17 protein-coding genes, 6 tRNA genes and 1 pseudogene are annotated in these 19,377 nt (G+C 53.1%); 17 read left to right on the top strand and 7 right to left on the bottom strand.

Features of this window, described 5'->3' with window-relative positions:
* The first annotated feature begins 8 nt into the window (after positions 1 to 8).
* The 6 genes from pgsA to H2Z84_RS05330 all read left to right on the top strand — a co-directional run bounded on the left by pgsA (position 9) and on the right by H2Z84_RS05330 (position 1,179).
* Positions 9 to 590 (top strand): CDP-diacylglycerol--glycerol-3-phosphate 3-phosphatidyltransferase, encoded by a 582-nt coding sequence (gene pgsA / locus H2Z84_RS05355; RefSeq protein ID WP_103524656.1) that lies wholly within the window; start codon positions 9 to 11, stop codon positions 588 to 590.
* 89 nt (positions 591 to 679) lie between these two features.
* A tRNA-Gly gene (locus H2Z84_RS05350) sits at positions 680 to 755 on the top strand.
* Positions 756 to 783: 28 nt separating this feature from the next.
* Positions 784 to 859: transfer RNA gene (locus tag H2Z84_RS05345), tRNA-Gly, on the top strand.
* A gap of 26 nt (positions 860 to 885) precedes the next feature.
* Positions 886 to 961: transfer RNA gene (locus tag H2Z84_RS05340), tRNA-Gly, on the top strand.
* Between the two features lie 26 nt (positions 962 to 987).
* A tRNA-Gly gene (locus tag H2Z84_RS05335) sits at positions 988 to 1,063 on the top strand.
* Positions 1,064 to 1,105: 42 nt separating this feature from the next.
* Positions 1,106 to 1,179: transfer RNA gene (locus H2Z84_RS05330), tRNA-Cys, on the top strand.
* 110 nt (positions 1,180 to 1,289) lie between these two features.
* Here the strand turns inward: H2Z84_RS05330 and H2Z84_RS05325 are convergent.
* The 4 genes and pseudogenes from H2Z84_RS05325 to H2Z84_RS05310 form a co-directional block, all read right to left on the bottom strand.
* Positions 1,290 to 2,411: pseudogene (locus tag H2Z84_RS05325) on the bottom strand (IS3 family transposase).
* A gap of 298 nt (positions 2,412 to 2,709) precedes the next feature.
* The gene (locus H2Z84_RS05320; protein WP_181835052.1) at positions 2,710 to 5,220 is read right to left on the bottom strand and encodes a fimbria/pilus outer membrane usher protein; all 2,511 of its coding nucleotides are present in this window, start codon (positions 5,218 to 5,220) and stop codon (positions 2,710 to 2,712) included.
* 44 nt (positions 5,221 to 5,264) lie between these two features.
* On the bottom strand, positions 5,265 to 5,996 hold the full coding sequence (locus H2Z84_RS05315) for a fimbrial biogenesis chaperone (protein WP_181835051.1): 732 nt from the start codon (positions 5,994 to 5,996) through the stop codon (positions 5,265 to 5,267).
* 93 nt (positions 5,997 to 6,089) lie between these two features.
* Positions 6,090 to 6,644: a fimbrial protein gene (locus H2Z84_RS05310; RefSeq protein WP_181835050.1), complete on the bottom strand. Its 555-nt coding sequence runs from the start codon at positions 6,642 to 6,644 to the stop codon at positions 6,090 to 6,092.
* 382 nt (positions 6,645 to 7,026) lie between these two features.
* On the opposite strand from H2Z84_RS05310, the gene H2Z84_RS05305 reads away from it, so the two are divergent.
* A complete protein-coding gene (locus H2Z84_RS05305) occupies positions 7,027 to 8,034 on the top strand; it encodes a nucleoid-associated protein (protein ID WP_181835049.1) in 1,008 nt (335 codons plus the stop codon).
* A 69-nt stretch (positions 8,035 to 8,103) separates the two neighbouring features.
* On the opposite strand, the gene H2Z84_RS05300 is transcribed toward H2Z84_RS05305, so the two are convergent.
* Complete coding sequence (locus tag H2Z84_RS05300; RefSeq protein ID WP_181835048.1) at positions 8,104 to 9,300, bottom strand: amino acid aminotransferase; 1,197 nt, start codon at positions 9,298 to 9,300, stop codon at positions 8,104 to 8,106.
* 208 nt (positions 9,301 to 9,508) lie between these two features.
* Here H2Z84_RS05300 and H2Z84_RS05295 point away from each other — a divergent pair.
* From H2Z84_RS05295 to H2Z84_RS05285, 3 genes are all read left to right on the top strand, one after another.
* Positions 9,509 to 9,593: transfer RNA gene (locus H2Z84_RS05295), tRNA-Leu, on the top strand.
* 211 nt (positions 9,594 to 9,804) lie between these two features.
* Positions 9,805 to 10,224, top strand: a complete 420-nt coding sequence (locus H2Z84_RS05290) for a ProQ/FINO family protein (protein WP_181835047.1) — start codon at positions 9,805 to 9,807, stop codon at positions 10,222 to 10,224.
* A 91-nt stretch (positions 10,225 to 10,315) separates the two neighbouring features.
* Positions 10,316 to 11,452: a glycerate kinase gene (locus H2Z84_RS05285; protein ID WP_181835046.1), complete on the top strand. Its 1,137-nt coding sequence runs from the start codon at positions 10,316 to 10,318 to the stop codon at positions 11,450 to 11,452.
* Between the two features lie 15 nt (positions 11,453 to 11,467).
* Here the strand turns inward: H2Z84_RS05285 and H2Z84_RS05280 are convergent, their stop codons facing one another.
* Positions 11,468 to 12,337, bottom strand: a complete 870-nt coding sequence (locus H2Z84_RS05280) for an ion transporter (RefSeq protein WP_181835045.1) — start codon at positions 12,335 to 12,337, stop codon at positions 11,468 to 11,470.
* Positions 12,338 to 12,457: 120 nt separating this feature from the next.
* On the opposite strand from H2Z84_RS05280, the gene cysK reads away from it, so the two are divergent.
* The 5 genes from cysK (at position 12,458) to H2Z84_RS05255 (ending at position 16,091) form a co-directional block, all read left to right on the top strand.
* Entirely contained in the window at positions 12,458 to 13,390 is a 933-nt protein-coding gene (cysK, locus tag H2Z84_RS05275; protein WP_181835044.1) for a cysteine synthase A, read from the top strand.
* A gap of 144 nt (positions 13,391 to 13,534) precedes the next feature.
* Complete coding sequence (locus H2Z84_RS05270) at positions 13,535 to 14,008, top strand: hypothetical protein (RefSeq protein ID WP_181835043.1); 474 nt, start codon at positions 13,535 to 13,537, stop codon at positions 14,006 to 14,008.
* A 7-nt stretch (positions 14,009 to 14,015) separates the two neighbouring features.
* Entirely contained in the window at positions 14,016 to 14,426 is a 411-nt protein-coding gene (locus H2Z84_RS05265) for a YchJ family protein (protein ID WP_181835042.1), read from the top strand.
* Positions 14,427 to 14,523: 97 nt separating this feature from the next.
* The gene (locus H2Z84_RS05260) at positions 14,524 to 15,549 is read left to right on the top strand and encodes a histone deacetylase family protein (protein ID WP_181835041.1); all 1,026 of its coding nucleotides are present in this window, start codon (positions 14,524 to 14,526) and stop codon (positions 15,547 to 15,549) included.
* Positions 15,550 to 15,782: 233 nt separating this feature from the next.
* Positions 15,783 to 16,091 (top strand): hypothetical protein, encoded by a 309-nt coding sequence (locus tag H2Z84_RS05255; protein WP_181835040.1) that lies wholly within the window; start codon positions 15,783 to 15,785, stop codon positions 16,089 to 16,091.
* 377 nt (positions 16,092 to 16,468) lie between these two features.
* Here the strand turns inward: H2Z84_RS05255 and dcd are convergent, their stop codons facing one another.
* Positions 16,469 to 17,038 carry a dCTP deaminase gene (gene dcd, locus H2Z84_RS05250; RefSeq protein ID WP_181835039.1) on the bottom strand — a complete coding sequence of 190 codons (570 nt, stop codon included), beginning with the start codon at positions 17,036 to 17,038 and terminating at the stop codon, positions 16,469 to 16,471.
* A 221-nt stretch (positions 17,039 to 17,259) separates the two neighbouring features.
* Between dcd and H2Z84_RS05245 the strand changes: the two genes are divergently transcribed.
* Positions 17,260 to 17,490: a FeoA family protein gene (locus H2Z84_RS05245; RefSeq protein WP_181835038.1), complete on the top strand. Its 231-nt coding sequence runs from the start codon at positions 17,260 to 17,262 to the stop codon at positions 17,488 to 17,490.
* Positions 17,487 to 19,256: a ferrous iron transport protein B gene (feoB, locus tag H2Z84_RS05240; RefSeq protein WP_181835037.1), complete on the top strand. Its 1,770-nt coding sequence runs from the start codon at positions 17,487 to 17,489 to the stop codon at positions 19,254 to 19,256. The genes H2Z84_RS05245 and feoB overlap by 4 nt, the downstream gene beginning before the upstream one ends.
* Positions 19,257 to 19,377: the final 121 nt, after the last annotated feature.

Genomic DNA, 19,377 nt, shown 5'->3' with positions numbered 1-19,377 from the left:
TTAACCACATGCCCTTCAACTTGCCGATTTTCCTTACCTGGTTACGTGTAGCACTGATACCGCTCTGCGTTGCCGTGTTTTTTTTGCCGGATACCGTGCTACATGCCAGTGACCGCAATAATGTAGGGGCCATGATTTTTTTTCTCGCGGCCTGGACTGACTGGCTGGACGGGTTTCTGGCGCGCAAGCTGGGGCAAACCTCAGCCTTTGGTGCCTTTCTGGATCCGGTGGCCGACAAGCTCATTGTCGCGGCGGCATTGATACTGCTGGTTGAGATGGGGCGAACCCCTGGCTGGATGGCCATGATCATCATCGGGCGCGAAATTACTATCTCTGCCTTGCGCGAGTGGATGGCGGGGATGGGCAGTCGTGGCAGCGTGGCCGTGGCCTATATTGGCAAGCTAAAAACTGCGGCACAGATGCTGGCTATTCTGCTGCTGCTATACGCAGGCCCGCTGTTGCCAGGAGTGAATAGCCTGCTGCTGGGAAATATTTTCATGGTGATCGCAGTAATTTTGACTTTGTGGTCAATGGTTTATTATCTGCGTATGGCAGCCCGCGAGTTTTCCGGTAAAAAAATTGATGTGTGAAGTGTTGACAGGGTTCGAGAAACCCTTATAATTCGCACTCTCTCGACGCCACTTCGGTGGCAGACAAGAGAAGCAAAAGTAGTGTGAGTGCGGGAATAGCTCAGTTGGTAGAGCGCAACCTTGCCAAGGTTGAGGTCGCGAGTTCGAGCCTCGTTTCCCGCTCCAGCATCACTTTTGCCGCTGTAAATGCGACGCGGGAATAGCTCAGTTGGTAGAGCGCAACCTTGCCAAGGTTGAGGTCGCGAGTTCGAGCCTCGTTTCCCGCTCCACTACAGTTTAAGCAGTACCATGCGACGCGGGAATAGCTCAGTTGGTAGAGCGCAACCTTGCCAAGGTTGAGGTCGCGAGTTCGAGCCTCGTTTCCCGCTCCATCACAGTTCAAGCAGTACCATGCGACGCGGGAATAGCTCAGTTGGTAGAGCGCAACCTTGCCAAGGTTGAGGTCGCGAGTTCGAGCCTCGTTTCCCGCTCCACAATTTATCAGTCAGACACAGCGCTGATTGAACACAAGCTACGGCGCGGTAGCAAAGCGGTTATGCACCGGATTGCAAATCCGTGTAGGTCGGTTCGACTCCGGCCCGCGCCTCCAAAAAATCCTTGTAAATCAAGGTTGTAAACGCCCAGCAGAGTCTGGGCGTTTTCTATTTCAGCGATTCAAATCCATTCAAATTATCTCCTGTCAGCCGACGTCCCCCGCTTTCAGTAGCAGGGTGCTTTAGAGTCCAAGCTTAATTTACCTGATTTCTCTGCAAGTGATTCGGCATAGGCTGCCGGCGTCAAACCACCCAGTGCTTTCTTCGGCCTTTCATTGTTGTATTTCTTTCGCCAGGCTTCGATAACAACCTGAGCATGACGCAGGCTGGTGAACCAGTGTTCGTTCAGGCACTCATCCCAGAAACGCCTATTAAACGATTCGCTATAAGCGTTCTGATTCGGCTTGCCTAGCTCAATGAGAAAGAGCTGAACCCCACGGGCATGTGCCCAACTCAACATCGCACGGCTGCAGAATTCCTTGCCATTATCGGTCCGGATGGCTTTGGGCAAGCCACGTGTCTTCGCCAACTGGTCGAGGGCGCGGGTCAGCTGCAGACCTCCCATCGCCCGTTCCGGAACAATGGCGACGGCTTCATGCGTGGCATCGTCAACCATCGTCAGATTCTTGATGGCACGCCCCTCCGCCGTTCGGTCGAATACAAAGTCCATCGACCAGACCTGATTGGCCGCCAAAGGACGAGCCAGTGGGTGACGGTCTGCCACAGGGATTTTCTTACGCTTGCACCGGCGGATTTGCAGACCTGCCTCGGCATAAAGCGGGTCCACCCGCTTGTGATTGACCACAAGGCCACTTTGTGGCAGCCATCAAATAGATCATGCCGGCGCCGTAGCGTCGGTGCCGTTGCGCGAGCGCGATGATCTGCGCTTTCAGCGTGGCATTACGGTCGGTGGCAGGCTGGTAGCGGCATGAGCTGGGGCTCATGCCAGCCAGATGCAGTGATTGGCGCTCGCTGAGCCCTTTGCCTACCAGATGGCGCACCAGCTCCCGCCGTGACGGTGCGCTTACCACTTTTTTCGCAGGGCCTCTTTGGCAATCTCGTTCTCGAGCATGGTCTCGGCCAGGAGCCTCTTCAGCCGTGCGTCCTCAGTTTCCAGCTCCTTGAGACGCTTGGCCTCAGAGACATTCATGCCGCCGAATTTGTTGCGCCAGAGGTAATAGTGGGCTTCCGAGAAGGCGTATTTGCGGCATAACTGTGCAACGGGCATGCCGGCTTCTGCCTCGCGCAGGAAGCCGATGATCTGTTCTTCGGTGAATCGTTTCTTCACGTCCAATCTCCATGTGGGGTTGATTGGACTCTAAAGTGACGTGCTACTCAATACTGGTGGGGGGCGTCGCAAGTGGATAGCTATACCTAGCTTGCTAGAAGGATTGCCATGGCAATGAGCCTGCTACAGGCCATGGTTCAGGCTGTATAGAAAAACAGCCCAACAGAAGTCGAATCTGCTGGGCTGTTTAGGCGAGTTTATACATAATCTCATCTTCTACACTGACGAAGTTAGCCGTAACATTTTAATGTGATTCTTGGTGTTAACTGTGAGTTTTCGAATATTTCATAATAGAACTTTATTTCCCTGCATTCGCTACAGTACATTCGATTGCTGTTATCTCATCTTTCTTTTGTTTTTTCATATCATAAATAAGGTCGCATGTTCTGTTATCGGTGTATTTAACCACTAGTTGGCCAGATTCATATTTTACGCGGGCGAATAATTTTCCAGATTGACCAATTTCACCAACAATATTTTCATCCTTATCATATACACTGGCACCGAATGGTAGTGGCTGTCCATTGGGAAAACTGGTTTTGAACAATAATGGTATGCCCTTTTTTGTTTTGAATTTTGCCAACACCACAGAACCGCTACGTGGAACGACTTCGGTACTGGTGTAGTCAAGCTCGACCCCATCGCTCATGCTGCCGGTTTCAAGTAACACGCTATTGAGTCGATATGACGATAGCGATGGTAATAGTGCATATCCATCAGCGTTTATTTTAACTCCAATGCTGGGAGTCACTTGTGCACCCTCAGCATCTGCAGCCTGTATGATTGCAGTGCTGTCTCCCAGTGGCTGACCAAATAGAATTGTTCCTGCAGCACCCACCACTGAGCCGGACAGTCCCAGTGACATTTGGCTAGAGTGGTTACCAGTGCTGGCGCTGGTACTGATAATTCCATTGCTACCCTGATAGCTTAAGTTTCCCGAAATATTATTGCTTTCACTTTGCTGATTTTTATTATTAATGACATTGATGCCATAGCTAAGCTTTCTTTCTTCACCAAGTGTGCCATTAACATTCATCTGGTTACTATTATTGCCGCTAGAATCATGCTGGAATGATGTGCTGAAAGTCTTTCCCTTATCTAGGTTGAAATTAACAGTAAACATAACGGTGTTAATACTTCTTCCGCTGAAATCAGTCTGCCTTCCGGTATTTACACCTATGTTCCCCCAGCGATATCCCTGCCTTACCCCTGCCTGGAATTGACTATTGCTACCTTGCCCTGCCCAGTAGGTTTGTGTCGAGCCACTAATGTAGGCCGAACTACTAGTGCCAAATGTTTGATTGATGTTTATTTCTGCACGGCTGCGTACGCGTGCGTAGCCATCAATAAAGCCTTGTGAATTACTATAACTCGCAATTTTGTCGCGTGCATTTAGTGCATCCTGAATGCTCAGATATCCAGAAGTCGAGTAGCGGTAAGCTGCTAATGTTACATTTGTTCCTGTATTGTAGAATAATTTATTGAAGCTGATTCGATACGATTGGCCAGTCAGTGATTGGCTGCCTAAGTTTGTATTTGATGTAGTCATGTCAAGGCCGACTGCACCGGCACCTGTGTTGAATACAGTACCTAATTGCAATGCTGTATAACCATCGCTAGCAGTAAGTCCACTATTCATGGTGAGCAGATTGGATAGGCCACGTTGGTAGGTCAACTGTCCGAGCCATGGCTGGCTATTGGCCAATTGCCGCACTTTTCCGAAGCTAAAGCTATACCGATCTGATCCCTGCCGCAGAGAGCGTGGTACCGCCGAAAATGGAACAGCGAAGGTTGAGCTACGACCATCAGCTTCGGTAACAGTTACCTGTAAGTCGCCATTGTAGCTAGAAGGAGCAATATCTTTTATCTCAAATGCACCTGGTGCAACAGTTGTTTCGGCAATAATATAGCCATTTTGTTTTATAGTTACTTTGGCATTGCTATTGGCAATGCCACGTACAATTGGAGCGTAGCCTGTATCATTGATTGGTTTCATCCGCTCATCACTAACCAAGCGAATCCCGCGTAATGAAACAGAATCAAATAGATCGCCATCCGTGAAATTATCACCAATGATAAGCTGTGATTTTATTGAATCAATATCACGTTTTAGATAGCTTTCAATGGGAGTGATCGATCTTCCTGATGTGTTATTCCAACTTGCTGTCGTTGTATTACGAAACTGCCAATTGCCAATATTTACTCCGGTCTTTGCTAGGAAATAGGCATTTTGTGCAGTATCTCCACTATTTTTTGCATAGTAGAAATTGCTGTTGTAGTCCAGCAGAAATGCCGGTAGGCCACTTTCCCATCTTTCAGGTGGTACATAGCCTTGCAACTGCTGTGACATATCTATTTGTGGAACACTGATGTTTAATTGCAGATCATTGCTATTGAATTCATAGAATGCATCTTTTATTCTGTTGGCAAGATCTACGCATTCATCTTCACTGTTTTCTGTTGCGGCAGCTAGGCTTTCTGGTTTGACTCCAAACTCTAAAAGAAGCTTGCGGGATAGACAAGGTATTGCCTTGTTTGTATTAGGTTTTTTGATAACTGTTAAGTCACGCCGGCCTTTTACAATACCATTGATACTCAAGTCAATGCTGTATGTGCCATCTGGCAACGTATTGGTTGTGTTGTATTTGCTAAAATCAAGATTTTTTAACGACTGGCCCCATAGCATACTTTTATCAAAAGCCGGCGCTGCAGTGTTATCTTCGGCCTGTACCGAGCGACTCATGCTTGCCAATATGGCAACAATAATAAGATAGGTCGGGTTTCTATTGAATGGAGTAGTCGATTTCACATTATTTGCTCTGTTGTATGCATTTATTATTTAATGCATATTGTTTATTCCTCAGTGTTTGCAGTGAAGCTGCTTTGGCCACCGTAGTCATTGATGATGCTGAAATTAACCCCTTGTTTTAATTCTGATTTTGAAGGTTTTAACTCGTATTCAGTATTGCTGTTAGGTGCGATCATAGAGTTTTGTGGCGCCAGTTCTACTGTGCCACTGGTGTTTTTATTCTTAATGTTAATTGAACTGAAGGTAATGTAGTAAGGGCTGTTGTTGCGAATGATTGTGATCCATTTTCCATTTTTTTTCTCGATGAGCCAGCTGAGTTTTTCTGTGGCACTGTCTGGTTTTATGGGAAGATTTTCAGGGCGGAAAAAGAATTTTATTCTGGTGCGCAAACCAATACGCAGCTGATTTGGTGCGTCGATGTTTTGGGGGATTTCCAGTACATTTACCCAGAAGAGTGACTCCTTCTCTGTGGGTAATTTTTTCTCTCCAGTATAACGTACACGAATATTTTGACTTTTTTCCGGTGAGATTACTGAAATAGGGGGTGTGAGGATGAAGGGGGCAGTAGTGTTGTCTGGCGTGTCTTTTGGATTTCCTTCATCGATCCAGCTTTGTACAAGCGATGCTTTTTTACCATTATTATTTACAGTAAAGGTAATTTCTCGTTTGTCTGCAGGATAAATGATGCGGGTGCCATTGATCGACGTATCTGCGCTGGCTTGTGGTAGCCAGCCAGCGATGGCAATAAACGTGAAATATGTAGTGAATTTTTTCATAGAACTCTCCCCGAGCTTGTTTTAATTTAAACAAGGAGGCATTATTTGCCTCCTTGTCTGCGCTACTAGTATAGTCAGCTACTGCTGATGTTATTATTGATATTGAATGGTGTAGTTTACTTTTGCAACTACAGTACCAGGAACGACTGCGGCAGTAGAGTAGTACCTAGCTGTATAAGTCATCGTAGCGTTGCCACCAGAAATGGGGACTGCTATGCCGCTACTACCCAGTGAACCATTACCTTGGCCAATTTTGATAAAATTGGTATCAGTATTATTCGGATTATAGATAGCGACATCTACACCAGTGGCACCGCCTGTATTTTTCAGGCGACCAGCAGCAGTGACATCACTACTAGCTTCAAACCAGGTCGCGGCTTGAGTTGGTGCTGGTGCTCCACCAGTGCAATTTGTCAATGCAATGCTAAATTGCGTGGAACCAGCAGTTTTATCTGCAGCTGGCAAGCTGCTGGCTGCAACAGTTGGCAGTGTGACGCTGCCAGTAGTTGTGCCGCCAGCAGCAGTGATGGTGCAAGTAACGGCGGATATATTGCCAGTGAAGGTGATGGAGCCATCGTAGGCTTGTGCCTGGGTGGCGATACCTGCCAGCAGCAGGGCGGCGGATGCAGTAGTGAGCAGTTTTTTCATAGCTTAATTCCTTGATGAAAGTGTATTAACAACAAGCAGTGATTGCTTAGATGCCACTATCAACCATCACGGACGCTTAGTAATTGAGAGCAATCTTTTTTAAAGCTAGGAAAATTCCCAAGGATTAGGTGCGGCAATCCACTTGATGCAATTTCTAATTAATGAAACGGGTTGGATCGCGCTATATTTATTAATACGGAGTGTGTGAAGCCAGATTTGGCTTGGCAGCTACTGTTTTGTCGCTAAGCGGCGGATCTGATCAAGTGTCGTCACCGCGGTTGTAGATCGCTATTTATGCTATTTGGGTTTTGTGAGAGTGCATTGCGATTGTCAGCGCTTGGCTGTACGGCAATAATCTGGGTTTAGATGTCAAAGGCTGCTTATGTTGATTGGTGAGTCGCGTGTAGAACGCTTGGTGGTGCATCGGGTAGGCAATCAGGTGAGGGGTGAGGGCTTGCAACTGTCTGAGCGGGCCTGTGACGTCGATGACGGCGTTTCCTCGCTCATTTTGAGTGGCTACTTAAGGGGTGTGGTTTCTGACAAGAAGAAGCACCAGTTTTTTCATGAGTCTGATCTCAATCTGAATGAGATCTATCACTACACACGGCAATTTTTCCGTGATGAGCTGGACTTCCTCACGGTGTCACAGCGTATTGCCAAGCATCTGTATGCCCGCTCACAGCATCCGAATATCAGTGCCGGCGATTTGTTTGTCATTTTGTTTACCGGTTTGTCTGATGGCGAACGTGAGCTGCGTGCTTTGGGGGTGTTCAAGTCGGAAGTGCGTGATGATTTTCTGTCGGTGATCGAGGCTGGCGAAGTGTTTGATATTCGCCATGCTTCAGGGATCAATCCGCGCTTGATCGACAAGGGGGCATTGATTCTTGAGAATAGCCCGCTGGTGTATGCCGTAGACCGTGGTGGACAGCAAGCCAAGTTCTGGCTGGATGATTTTCTCAAGGCCATGCGGGTGCCGGATGCCAATAGCAGTAGCCGCATGGTGGCCAGTGTAGTCGAACAGCTATCCGAGGAGATTGCGGACCCGCTCGAGCAGGCTCGCTTCAAGGATGAGTTTCTGGCGGTATGTGGTGCTGAAGAGGAAATGTCTACTGGTCAGGTCAGTTCTATCGCCGAAAAGTTTGTTGGCAAGGAGCAGGTGAGCCAGGCATTTGACAGCGCTGCGGAGACGTATGGCTTTGCCTTGGATGAGGAGGCGCGACTGCCTGCGCAGAATATGGCCAAGCGACTGGAAAAGTCGCTATCCAAATATGGTATTGGTCATGGCATCAGCGTACTGTTGCCTACAGGCATTACCCTGAAAAATATCCAGTCAGTTAATGATGGCGAGGGTGAGTTAAGCCTGACCTTGAAACTGCACAAGCGCGAATGAGTGTTGTTGCCATGATAAAAAAGCCCGTCAGAGATGACGGGCTTTTTACTTGGAGAGGTGAGGACGATTTTAGTCTTCCAGCACGCTGGCCATGGCTTGGGCGACATAGTCCACGTTGCGGCTGTTCAAGCCGGCTACGCACATGCGGCCGGAGCGCACCAGATAGACAGCAAACTCTTCACGCAGGCGGTCTACCTGTTCCGGGGTGAGACCGGTATAGCTGAACATACCTTGCTGGGTCGTGAAGTAGCTGAAGTCACGCCCAGGCAAGCGGGCGCTGAGTACGGCAAACAATTGCTGACGCATGGCCTTGATACGGACCCGCATCTGAGCCACTTCGCTTTCCCATTGGGCAAACAGTGCAGGATCGTTCATGACGGCGGCGGTAATCTGGCCACCGTGGGTGGGTGGGCTGGAGTAGTTGCGGCGTACGGTGGCTTTCATCTGGCCCAGTACGCGCTCTGCTTCTTCCTTGCTTTGGCAGAGGATGGACAGGCCGCCACAGCGTTCGCCGTAGAAGGAAAGATTCTTGGAAAAGGAGTTGCTGACAAAGAAGCTGACTTCTGCGTTGGCCAGTGCGCGGATGGCGTAGGCATCTTCATCTAGCCCTTGGCCAAAGCCTTGATAGGCAATGTCGAGGAAAGGCAGCAGCTTGCCCTCCTTCAGCACTGGAATCAGCGCATCCCACTGTGCAGTGCTCAGGTCAACACCGGTCGGGTTGTGACAGCAGGGGTGCAGCAGAACCACACTTTGCGCGGGCAACTGCTTGATTGTGGCCAGCATGTCATCAAACAAGAGGCCGCCGCTGTGGGCATCATAATAAGGGTAGTCATGTACCTGGATACCAGCACCTTCAAAGATGGCGCGATGGTTGTCCCAGCTGGGATTGCTGATCCAGGCTTCGCTCTGCGGGAAGTAGCGCTTGATGAAGTCCGCCCCCACTTTCAGCGCACCAGAGCCGCCGATAGTCTGGATGGTGGCGATGCGTTGTTGCTGCACTGCCGGGTGCTCTGCGCCAAATAACAGTTTTTGTACTGCAGTGCGGTAGTTGGCGGCGCCTTCCATCGGCAGGTAAGGGCGCGGTGCGGGAGATGCTGCACGGGCTGCTTCAGCCTGCTGGACCGAATCTAGCAGTGGGATGCGCCCCTCTTCGTCATAGTACAGGCCGATGCCCAGGTTTACTTTCTGGCTGCGAGTGTCGGCATGGAAGGTTTCCACCAGGGTCAGGATGGGGTCGCCGGGATAGGCTTCGACATGTTCGAACATGAGATGGCAATTCCTTGGTAGCGATCGTGATAAGTAGTGGGTAGCAGCTCGTCGGCAAGACAGGGCGGCAGTGATGCATAAGTCATGCATCTTCGCGCAAAGCGGCCAATAGCAGCAAGTCATGCACGGCTTGTGCCGCAGGATAAGGGAAATTGCGTGTGCAAAGGGTGACTCTGCGGCCGAGTGCTGGCATAATCCGCCACTCGGTGCGCCCATGGCGAAATTGGTAGACGCAAGGGACTTAAAATCCCTCGACTTCGGTTGTGCCGGTTCGACCCCGGCTGGGCGCACCAATACCATTGCCCGGTTCAAGCCGCCTGGCTGGCAGACCATTGGTCGATGCCGGCTTTTGCTGGCATGCGCTTGCAAGCTGCATTACCATACAGGGCGCAGCAGCGTCGTGAAGAGAGCGACATGCTGAGCTAGCGACGGGTTGTACACCGTCACCCCGTCTGGCAGGCTTGCCTGTCATTGAAAAGCATCACTGGATCTAGATAGAAGTTCATGAAGCCAAATACCGAAACGGCACTGGGTGCTGCTCTCAAGTCCGCAGTGCAGAGTCTGTCGAAGAAAAAGCAGACTGAAATGATTGCGGAACATGTTTACAGCAAGTTCGAAGTGTTTCGTCAGTTCCGTCCGCTGGCTCTGGGCATCCATGAGAGCCTGATTGCAGCCTTGACGCAATTTGATCCCACACTGATTTCCCGTGTGGTCGCCAATCATTGCCGCAAGCCTCGCTATGTCAAATCCCTGGCGCGTGGCGGCAAGCGTTTCGATTTGGCCGGCAAGCCGACTGGTGAAGTGACCGCTGAAGAGAAAAAAGCGGCCCAGCTGATGTCGGCACCCAAGGCCGCAGTTGAAACTACTGCTGTGCCCGAAGCCAGTACTGCCCCGGTTACGCCGGAAGGCCAGTCTGCTGAATAAGCGTTAATTCGCTCCCGTTACCAACCCCTTCTTGCCTTGGCAAGAAGGGGTTTTGCATTTATGTTGACCGTTTTCGGCTGGAGGATGACCTATGCGTTGGCTACTTGCACCGGATTCCTATAAAGGCTCGCTTGATGCTGCTGAGGTGGCAAAGGCGATGCAGCGTGGTATTGAACAAGCCGACTCGCAAGCAGAATGTATGCTGCGGCCAATGGCAGATGGCGGCGAGGGTACGCTGGATACCTTGTATGCCGCGGTAGGTGGTGAGTGGCTGCAGTTTCCTGTGTGCAATGCCACGGGTGAAACCATCATTGCACCTTGTCTGCTGCTACCGGATGGGACCGCCGTAGTGGAGGTGGCGCGCATTATCGGTTTGCCCGAAGCGGGGGATAGTCTGGTGGCGCAGCGTAGCAGCCGTGGTGTGGGTCAGATGCTGGCTGCTTTGCTGCAGTCGGGGCAGCGGCGTATCGCCGTCGCGTTGGGTGGTTCCAGTACCAATGACGGTGGGGCTGGCTGTCTGGCCGCTCTCGGTCTGCAGTTGCTGAATGCTCAAGGGCAGCGATTGGTCGGCGCGCTGCAGGATTTGCCGCAGCTGTTTACGCTTGATGCCGATGGCGTGCTGGATGCGTTTGCCGGTGTTGAGCTGGAAATCTGGTCGGATGTGGATAATCCCTTAAGCGGCTCGCGCGGTGCAACAGCGGTATTTGGCCCGCAAAAGGGCGTGGCCGCGGCGGATATCGCCCGCATTGATGGCGAGATTACGCATTTTGCACAGCTATTGGATGCAAGATTGCAGCAAGACACTCGGCACCTGCCGGGGAGTGGTGCTGCCGGTGGCTTGGGCTATGCCATGCTCTTGCTGGGCGGGCGCATGCAGTCGGGAGCCCAGGCGGTAGCACGTCACCTGGGCCTCGAACCAGCACTGCAAATGATTGACTGGGTGTTCACCGGAGAAGGGCGCAGCGACAGTCAGACGCTGGCCGGCAAGGCCCCGGCCTGCGTGGCTACTTTGGCACGTGCGGCTGGTGTTCCCGTCAGCCTGTTATCCGGCGCGGTGATCGCAGATGAGGAAGGCGTATTGGTCACCAGTTTTGATGGTTGTTACTCCCTGTGTAACCGGCCGATGTCGTTGGATAGTGCGATGCAGGAAGCTCCGCAACGTCTTGCCCAGCTGGCTGAACAAGTCGCGCGCACCATTCTGGCTGCCCGGGGTAGTCCTCGTTCTTGAGCTGATTTGTCAGGGCTAGCTGACTTCGCCCTTGGCTGGCCTGGGCAGTGTGCCCCCGCAATGCTTGCAAAAGCGGGCATCCCAATCATGGCCTTCGCTGAAACAGTGAGGGCAGAGGCGGGTTGCCGACTGATCATTTGCTGGCGTGGCGGAGGCCCCACGGGCGATTTCTGCTGTCACGATGCCGGTAGGTACGGCAATGATGCCATAGCCGGTAATCATCACCAGGCTGGCCAAACCCTGGCCGAGCGGAGTTTTGGGAGTGATGTCGCCAAAACCAACCGTGGTGAGGGTGACAATAGCCCAGTAGATGCCAACCGGAATGCTGGTGAAACCATTGGCCTCGCCCTCGATGACATACATCAGCGTACCCAGAATGATCACCAGCAGCACCACCGTGCCCAGGAAAACGATGATCTTGCGGCGGCTCGCCAGCATGGCTCGTTTCAGTTCACGCGCCTCGCCCATATAGCGGGTGAGCTTGAGGATGCGGAACATGCGTAGCAGCCGCAGTATGCGGATATCGGCGAGGAAGCGGCTTTCCGGAATGAACAAACCCAGGTAGAGCGGCAAGATGGACAGCAGATCGACCACACCGAAAAAACTACGGGCGTAGCGTAGTGGCTTGTGGATGCATGCCAGGCGCAGCAGGTATTCCAGCGTGAACAGAATGGTGAACAGCCAGTCCAGTACCTTTAATTGTGTGCCCCATTGCTGGCGGATGCTGGCCACACTCTCCAGGATCACGGTGAGCAGCGACAGGACGATGCTGACAATCAGCGCCAGATCGAACAGCCGGCCGCTGCGGGTGTCAGCTTCAAAAATGATGATGTACAGCTTGCGGCGCCAGCCGCTCAAGGGAATCAGCTCTTCTTGGGTCGGCATGATGAATGTGGGATCTGTTGGTTCATTGAATAGAAGTAAACACTATTAGAGTTTTTTTGCCGCTCATATATTATAAGCGTCATTAAACCTTGCATTAATGTTGCCCGGGAGAATAAGACGATGCGTATCGCCAATACCGTAACTGACCTGATCGGCAATACCCCTCTGGTCAAACTGAACCGTGTTACCGATGGCTGCGTCGCCACCGTGGTAGCCAAGCTGGAGTTTTTCAATCCGGCACACAGCGTCAAGGACCGTATCGCGGTTGCCATGATCGACGCTGCCGAGCAGGCTGGCAAGATTGGGCCGCAAACCACCATTGTCGAACCGACCTCCGGTAATACGGGTATCGGTCTGGCCATGGTCTGCGCTGCGCGTGGTTATAAGCTGGTGATCACCATGCCGGAAACCATGAGCCGTGAGCGCCGCCAGCTATTGAAAGCCTACGGTGCGGAGCTGATCCTGACCCCCGGGCCGGATGGCATGGGTGGTGCCATTGCCAAGGCACGTCAACTGGTGGAAGAGAACCCCGATAGCTGGTTCATGCCGCAGCAATTCGAAAATGCAGCCAATCCGGAGGTTCACCGCAATACGACGGCTGAAGAAATCTGGCGCGATACCGATGGCCAGGTAGATATTTTTGTGGCCGGTGTGGGTACCGGCGGCACCATTACCGGTGTCGGCGAAGTACTGAAGGCCCGCAAGCCGGGTGTACAGATCGTTGCGGTGGAGCCGGATGCTTCGCCGGTGTTGTCGGGTGGTCCCAAGGGCCCGCACCCCATCCAGGGTATCGGTGCCGGTTTTGTCCCGCCTATCCTGAATACCGAAGTCTACGACGAAATCATTCGCGTCAAGAATGACGATGCTTTTACCACTGCACGGGCGGTAGCTACCCAAGAGGGTGTGTTGGTCGGCATCTCTTCCGGGGCTGCTGTGTGGTCGGCCATTCAGTTGGCCAAGCGTACGGAAAATGCCGGCAAGCTTATCGTGGTGGTCATTCCTTCCTTTGGTGAGCGTTACTTGTCGACACCGCTGTTCGAACACCTGGCCTGATCGTTTCTGCCCAACAGCCTCACCCGGTATCGCCGGCCGCGCAGCTCCTGCCCGGCCGGTTTTGCGTCTGTGTGTGGGCTGGCAGCGAACTGCATTACGGCGTATTTTGTCCAATCTCCCTCTACATCCGCTACACTACCGCCCATGCATTCCACCCTTAAAGTGCTTAGCCGAGTAGCCGGCCTGTCGCTGATGTTGTCTGCCTGCAGCTTGCTGCAACAGCCGGCAGCCCCGCAAACTGGAGGGCGACCGGTTCATCCGCCAGTGGCCCAACCGGTGCCGGACAGCAAGGTCGACTTGCTGTTCAAGGAAGCTAACCGCCTGGCCAGCAAGGTGAAAAGCGGTGAGCTGAACCGTGTGGCGGCAGCAGACCAGCTTAATGTCTACCGCTTGCGCCTGATTGGTGCCAACCTGGTCGACGACAATAGCTTTGCCATGTATCGCTATCTGGCCGTGGAGCGGGATGCTGGACGGCTGACTCAAGAAGAGTCACAGGCACGCATGGAAATGCGCTTGCGCGAATGGATGCGTCGCTGGCCCAAGCTGCAGCCCAAGCCGCCGGTCCCGGTATTTACCAATTTTCTGTTGAAACTCTATGGATTGCCCGCCCTGGGCTGATAAAGCAATGAGCAAGAAGAAACATTCCAGTGCTTGCCCCTGTGGCCTGACTGCCTCCTTTGCCGACTGTTGCGGCCGCTATATTGACGGCGCGCAGCTGGCCCCTACCGCTGAGAGCCTGATGCGCTCCCGCTATGCGGCCTACACCATGAATAATGGCGACTATTTGCTGGCCAGCTGGCACTCTTCCACCCGTCCGGCAGAGCTGGATCTGTCGCGTGAAGAGCGCTTTGTAAAGTGGCTGGCACTGGACGTACTCAGCACCCAGGCCGGCACGGCTGCTGACGATGCTGGCGTGGTGGAGTTTGTTGCCCGCTATAAGGTCAACGGCCGTGCCCAGCGGTTACATGAGGTCAGCCGCTTTCGCAAGGAAGATGGTCGCTGGTTCTATGTGGATGGCGATGCTGAAGAAGGCTGAGCAACCAGTCTTGCGCCTGGGCAAATCATCGCCCGGTCAAGGTTGACCCCACCGCCCCATCGCGCCAGCATGGGGCTTTTTCTTGCCGGATATTTCCATGCTGACCATCTATAGCGACAAACACCGTCTGCAGCACGGCAAGGCCGAGTTGATTGATGGCACCCTCAAGCCTTGTTTCGAAAATCCATCACGTGCCGACATGGTATTGCAGGAAGTCAGATCACGTGGCCTGGGACCGGTAATCGAGCCGCTGGCACATGGGCTGGAGCCGGTGTTACGGGTGCATGATGCTGGCTATGTCGGTTTTCTGCAGACCGCCTGGCAACGTTGGACGGCCATGGGGCGTGACTATGATGCCCTGCCCAAGATGTGGCAGATCCGCCGTCTGCGCGCGGCCATTCCCGAGCATGTGGAAGGCCAGCTTTGCTATTACTCGATGGACTGCGGCACGCCGCTGACTGCGGGCACCTGGCCGGCCATCACCGCTGCAGCGGATGTGGCGCTAACGGCTATCGATCAGCTGGAGGCTGGCCAGCGTGGTGTATTTGCACTCACCCGGCCGCCCGGTCATCATGCCGCCCGTGATTATTGTGGTGGCTATTGCTTCTTCAATAATGCCGCGATTGCGGCGCAAAGCCTGCTGGACCGTGGTGCGAAACGGGTTGCCATCCTGGATGTCGACTATCACCACGGCAATGGTACGCAGGATATTTTCTACCAGCGTGATGATGTGTTGTTCCTGTCGATTCATGGCGATCCGGCTACCGAATACCCGTTTTTTCTCGGTTTTGCCGATGAACATGGCGAAGGTGCTGGGCTGGGTTTCAACTACAATTTTCCGCTGCCGGCAGCATCCAGTGTCGCCTTATGGTTTGCCGCACTGGAAACTGCGCTGGGCGAAGTTCGTCGCTATGCTCCTGATGCGCTGGTGGTGTCCTTGGGGGTGGATACCTTCGAGGGCGATCCTATCTCGCGCTTCTCCCTGGCCAGCACAGACTTTCTGCGGCTGGGCGAGCAGATTGGAAGCTTGGGTCTGCCAACGGCTTTCTGCATGGAAGGGGGCTATGCGGTGGAGCCTATCGGCTTGAATGCTGTCAATGTGCTCGAAGGATTCTCAATGTAACAGTAGCCCGCGCAGCTTGGACGCCCGGTACATTTCAGACTCTTGTTACTGCTATCCGGTCTGTCTTCCCATCGCCCTGTCATGCACTTGCATGGCGTACTAGCGGCAGAAATTAGGCCTATTGATGGCTATGGCGTATGAATATTTTGTTTCAAGTCAATATCTTGCTGACGTCAGCTTGGTTTTTTGACGGGCCAGGGCTAGCGTTAAAGTGTAGGCGAAAGGAGAGGGCAATGGGACTAGCTTTGAAAGGCTTGCTGGGTGAGCTGGAAAGCTGCCGCAGCAAGGGAGTGGATACCGATGCCGTGACACGGATTGAGGTAGTCCGCACTCTGGAAATACCGCTGGATCTGCATGCATGTCGCGAGTTGCGTGTATTGGCGCATGTGTTCAGTGGCGACCAGGCCGCATTGGCCGCCATGGTACTCAAGGCTGCCTTGCTGGATATGCAGGAACATCTGGATGAAGATCTGGACAAGTTGGCGGAAAGTGCCCGTGTTTTGCTGGAAGATCCTTGCCATAAGGCAAGCGAGGTTATCTAGATGGGATATAACAGGAGTCACCGGGGAATGAGGGAATAACAGGGTCGGCTTTGCCGGCCCTGTTTCTTTAAGTCGGTGCTGCTTCGCGATACGGTGTCATTCCTGTAGTAGTAAATTATTTACATAGGATGAAAATAATTAAAAAAAATGCCAATTGATTTTTTGTTGAATAAAAAAAGGGACGTTACGGCAAGGGGGAACCGCGACGTCCCAAGAAGAAACCATATGCTGTATTAGGTTTGCTGCTGAAATCGAGTAAGCCACAGTTCATCCTAGAACAGGCAGCGGAAATTGCCCGACAGATTTTCATGCGTATGAAATAAAAAAGGACAGCGCAGGCTGTCCTTGTCGTAGCGGCTTGTCGCGCAAGGCGACTATCAGGGACGCGGTAGTGTGACGCCAACCTGCCCCATGTATTTGCCGGCGCGATCAGCATAAGACACATCGCATACTTCATCAGACTCGAAGAACAGCACTTGTGCCACGCCTTCGTTGGCATAGATCTTGGCCGGCAGCGGGGTGGTATTGGAGAACTCCAGCGTGACATAGCCTTCCCACTCCGGTTCGAAGGGGGTGACATTGACGATGATGCCGCAGCGTGCGTAGGTTGATTTGCCTAGGCATACGGTCAGCACGGAGCGCGGTATGCGGAAATATTCCACCGTGCGAGCCAGAGCGAAGCTGTTGGGCGGGATGATGCAGTAGCCCTTGCCTGAGACTTCGACAAAGGAGTCCGGATCGAAATTCTTCGGGTCGACAATGGTGCTGTTGATATTGGTGAATACCTTGAATTCATCGGCACAGCGGATATCGTAGCCATAGCTGGAGGTACCGAAGGAGATCACCTTCTCGCCGTTCATGTTCTTGATCTGGTTGTATTCAAACGGCTCGATCATGTTGTGATCCTGTGCCATACGGCGGATCCACTTGTCGGATTTGATGCTCATGGTCGGGGGTCCGTTGCTGAAATTTAGATGGCTCCGATTCTAAACGGTATGACCCGGCACGGCCATATCTAGTCATGTTTTGCCGGCGCAGGTGAACGACTTGGGTTTGCCGGCAGTTGATATCGCGCAAACCTTGCTCAGATGCCGGGCAAGACACCTTATGGCAGTAAAGGTCTTTGCGCTTATAATAATGCAAACTATTCGCGTTATGGGTATGCAAGATGTTGTCACTCGACAAGTTTCCACCGGGGTGCAAAGGGGTGGTGGACAGCCTGGATTTGTCTGATGAGGCTTTCCGCCGTGTTGCCGCTTTTGGGCTGATTCCCGGCAGTCACTTCAATCTGACGCGCTGTGCACCCTTTGGCGGCCCATTGGTATTGGAGGTCGGTAGTACCCGCTTTTTGCTGCGTCGCAGCCTGGCCAGTTTGATTCAGGTACGGGTGGCTGAATGAAGCGTTTTGCTCTGTTAGGCCTGCCCAATACCGGCAAGTCCACGGTATTCAATCGCCTCACCGGTATGTCACAGCGCGTTGGCAATTGGCCCGGACTCACGGTCGAACTCACCAGCGCACGTCTGCTGCTGGGCGGCAAGATGGTGGAACTGGTTGATTTGCCCGGCGTGAATGATCTGACCGGCTATAGCGATGACGAAGCCGTCGTACGTGATGTGTTGATGAGCACCGCATTTGATGCAGCCATCCTGGTGCTCAATGCCGCCCAGCTGGACCGCCAGCTGCCGCTGGCCCTGCAGGTACTGGCCAGTGGGATCCCCGCGGTGGTGGTACTGAATATGGCGGATGAAGCCAGACTGCTGGGAATTACGCTTGATCTGGACGTGTTGCGCCAGCGTCTGGGCGTACCGGTGGTGCTGGTGTCGGCCAAGCGCATGGAGGGCTGGCCGGCGCTGATGGAAGCACTGAACCGCCAAGCCGCCAGCGCTGCCACCGCCAGCCACGCCCAGCTTGATCGTGTACCCGAGACACAGGATGCCATCATGCAGGCGCGGGCGAAGTTGGCTGCTTGCTGGAATTTGCCTGCCGTGCTGCCTGAGGGCATGACGGAAAAAGTGGATGCCTGGTTGATGCATTCCTGGTTGGGTTTGCCGCTGTTTTTCGCCTGCATGGCAGTGCTGTTCAATCTGACTTATCAGATTGGCACTCCGCTGCAAGGGCTGGTCGGTGATGGCCTGGACTGGTTCAAGACCGCAGCGTTACAGCAATGGCTCGCGCCATTGCCAGCCATTGTGCAAAGCCTGTTGCTGGAAGGTGTCTGGCAGGGGGTATCCACTGTCCTCACGTTTGCGCCCATTCTGTTCGTGTTTTTTATCCTGATGGCCATGGTGGAAGATAGTGGCTATCTGGCGCGGGCCGCCTATCTTACCGATGCCTTCATGGCCAAACTGGGGCTGGATGGTCGTGGTTTTGTCATGCAGCTGATGGGTTTTGGTTGCAATGTACCTGCCATCCTGGGAACGCGGGTGATGCGCGAGCGCAAGCAGCGTTTGCTCACCATGCTGATCATTCCCTTCTCGCTGTGTTCTGCCAGGTTGCAGGTGGTGGTGTTTTTTGCCGGTATTTTGTTTACCCCGCAGCAGGCTCCGTGGGTTTTGCTGCTGCTTTACCTGCTGAGTTTTGTGGTTGCCATTTTCACTGCCTGGGTGTTCAAGCATCGTTATCGTGGTAATGAGGCGTTCTTGCTGGAAGTACCGCCTTATCGTCTGCCGGGCATGCGTCATATGTTGATCCGTGCGGTAGCCGAAGTACGTGCTTTTCTTGAACTTGCCTCCAGTTTTATCCTGATGGGGGTGGTGCTGGTGTGGCTCGTCTCGCATATTCCGGCAGGGGATAACAAGACGCTGGCGGATGTGCTGGGTACGGTGATGGCACCTGTGCTGGATCCCATCGGTATCAAGCACGAACTGGCCGTGGCCCTGCTGGTGGGATTTGTTGCCAAGGAAATCTTGCTGGGCGGTCTGGCGGTGATCTATGGCGTGCCGGAAGCCGGATTGGGCGCTGCGCTACTGCACCACCTGGATTGGGCCTCGGCCATGAGTTTCCTGATCTTTACGCTGGTGTACGTGCCTTGTCTGTCTACTGTGGCAGCGATCCGTCGCGAATCCAAAAGCCGAGCCTTTACTGCGCTATCCGTCGGTTGGTCAGTGCTGTTGGCCTGGCTGATCTCTTTTGCCTTCTATCAGGGGGTACATCTGCTGCGCTAGTGTGTTGTGTCCTGCCAAGTAACGACCGCTGCGGCGGTCGTTTTGCATGGAGGCTTGACGTGGCGCAGAGCGACTGTGCTGTGGCTGGCGCAGACTGGTTTTTTTGTTTTGTCGGGAAATC

The sequence above is a fragment of the Aquitalea aquatica genome (genome assembly GCF_013911085.1).
In the GTDB taxonomy this organism is placed as follows: domain Bacteria; phylum Pseudomonadota; class Gammaproteobacteria; order Burkholderiales; family Chromobacteriaceae; genus Aquitalea; species Aquitalea aquatica.
This window is presented reverse-complemented; position numbering and strand designations above follow the sequence as displayed.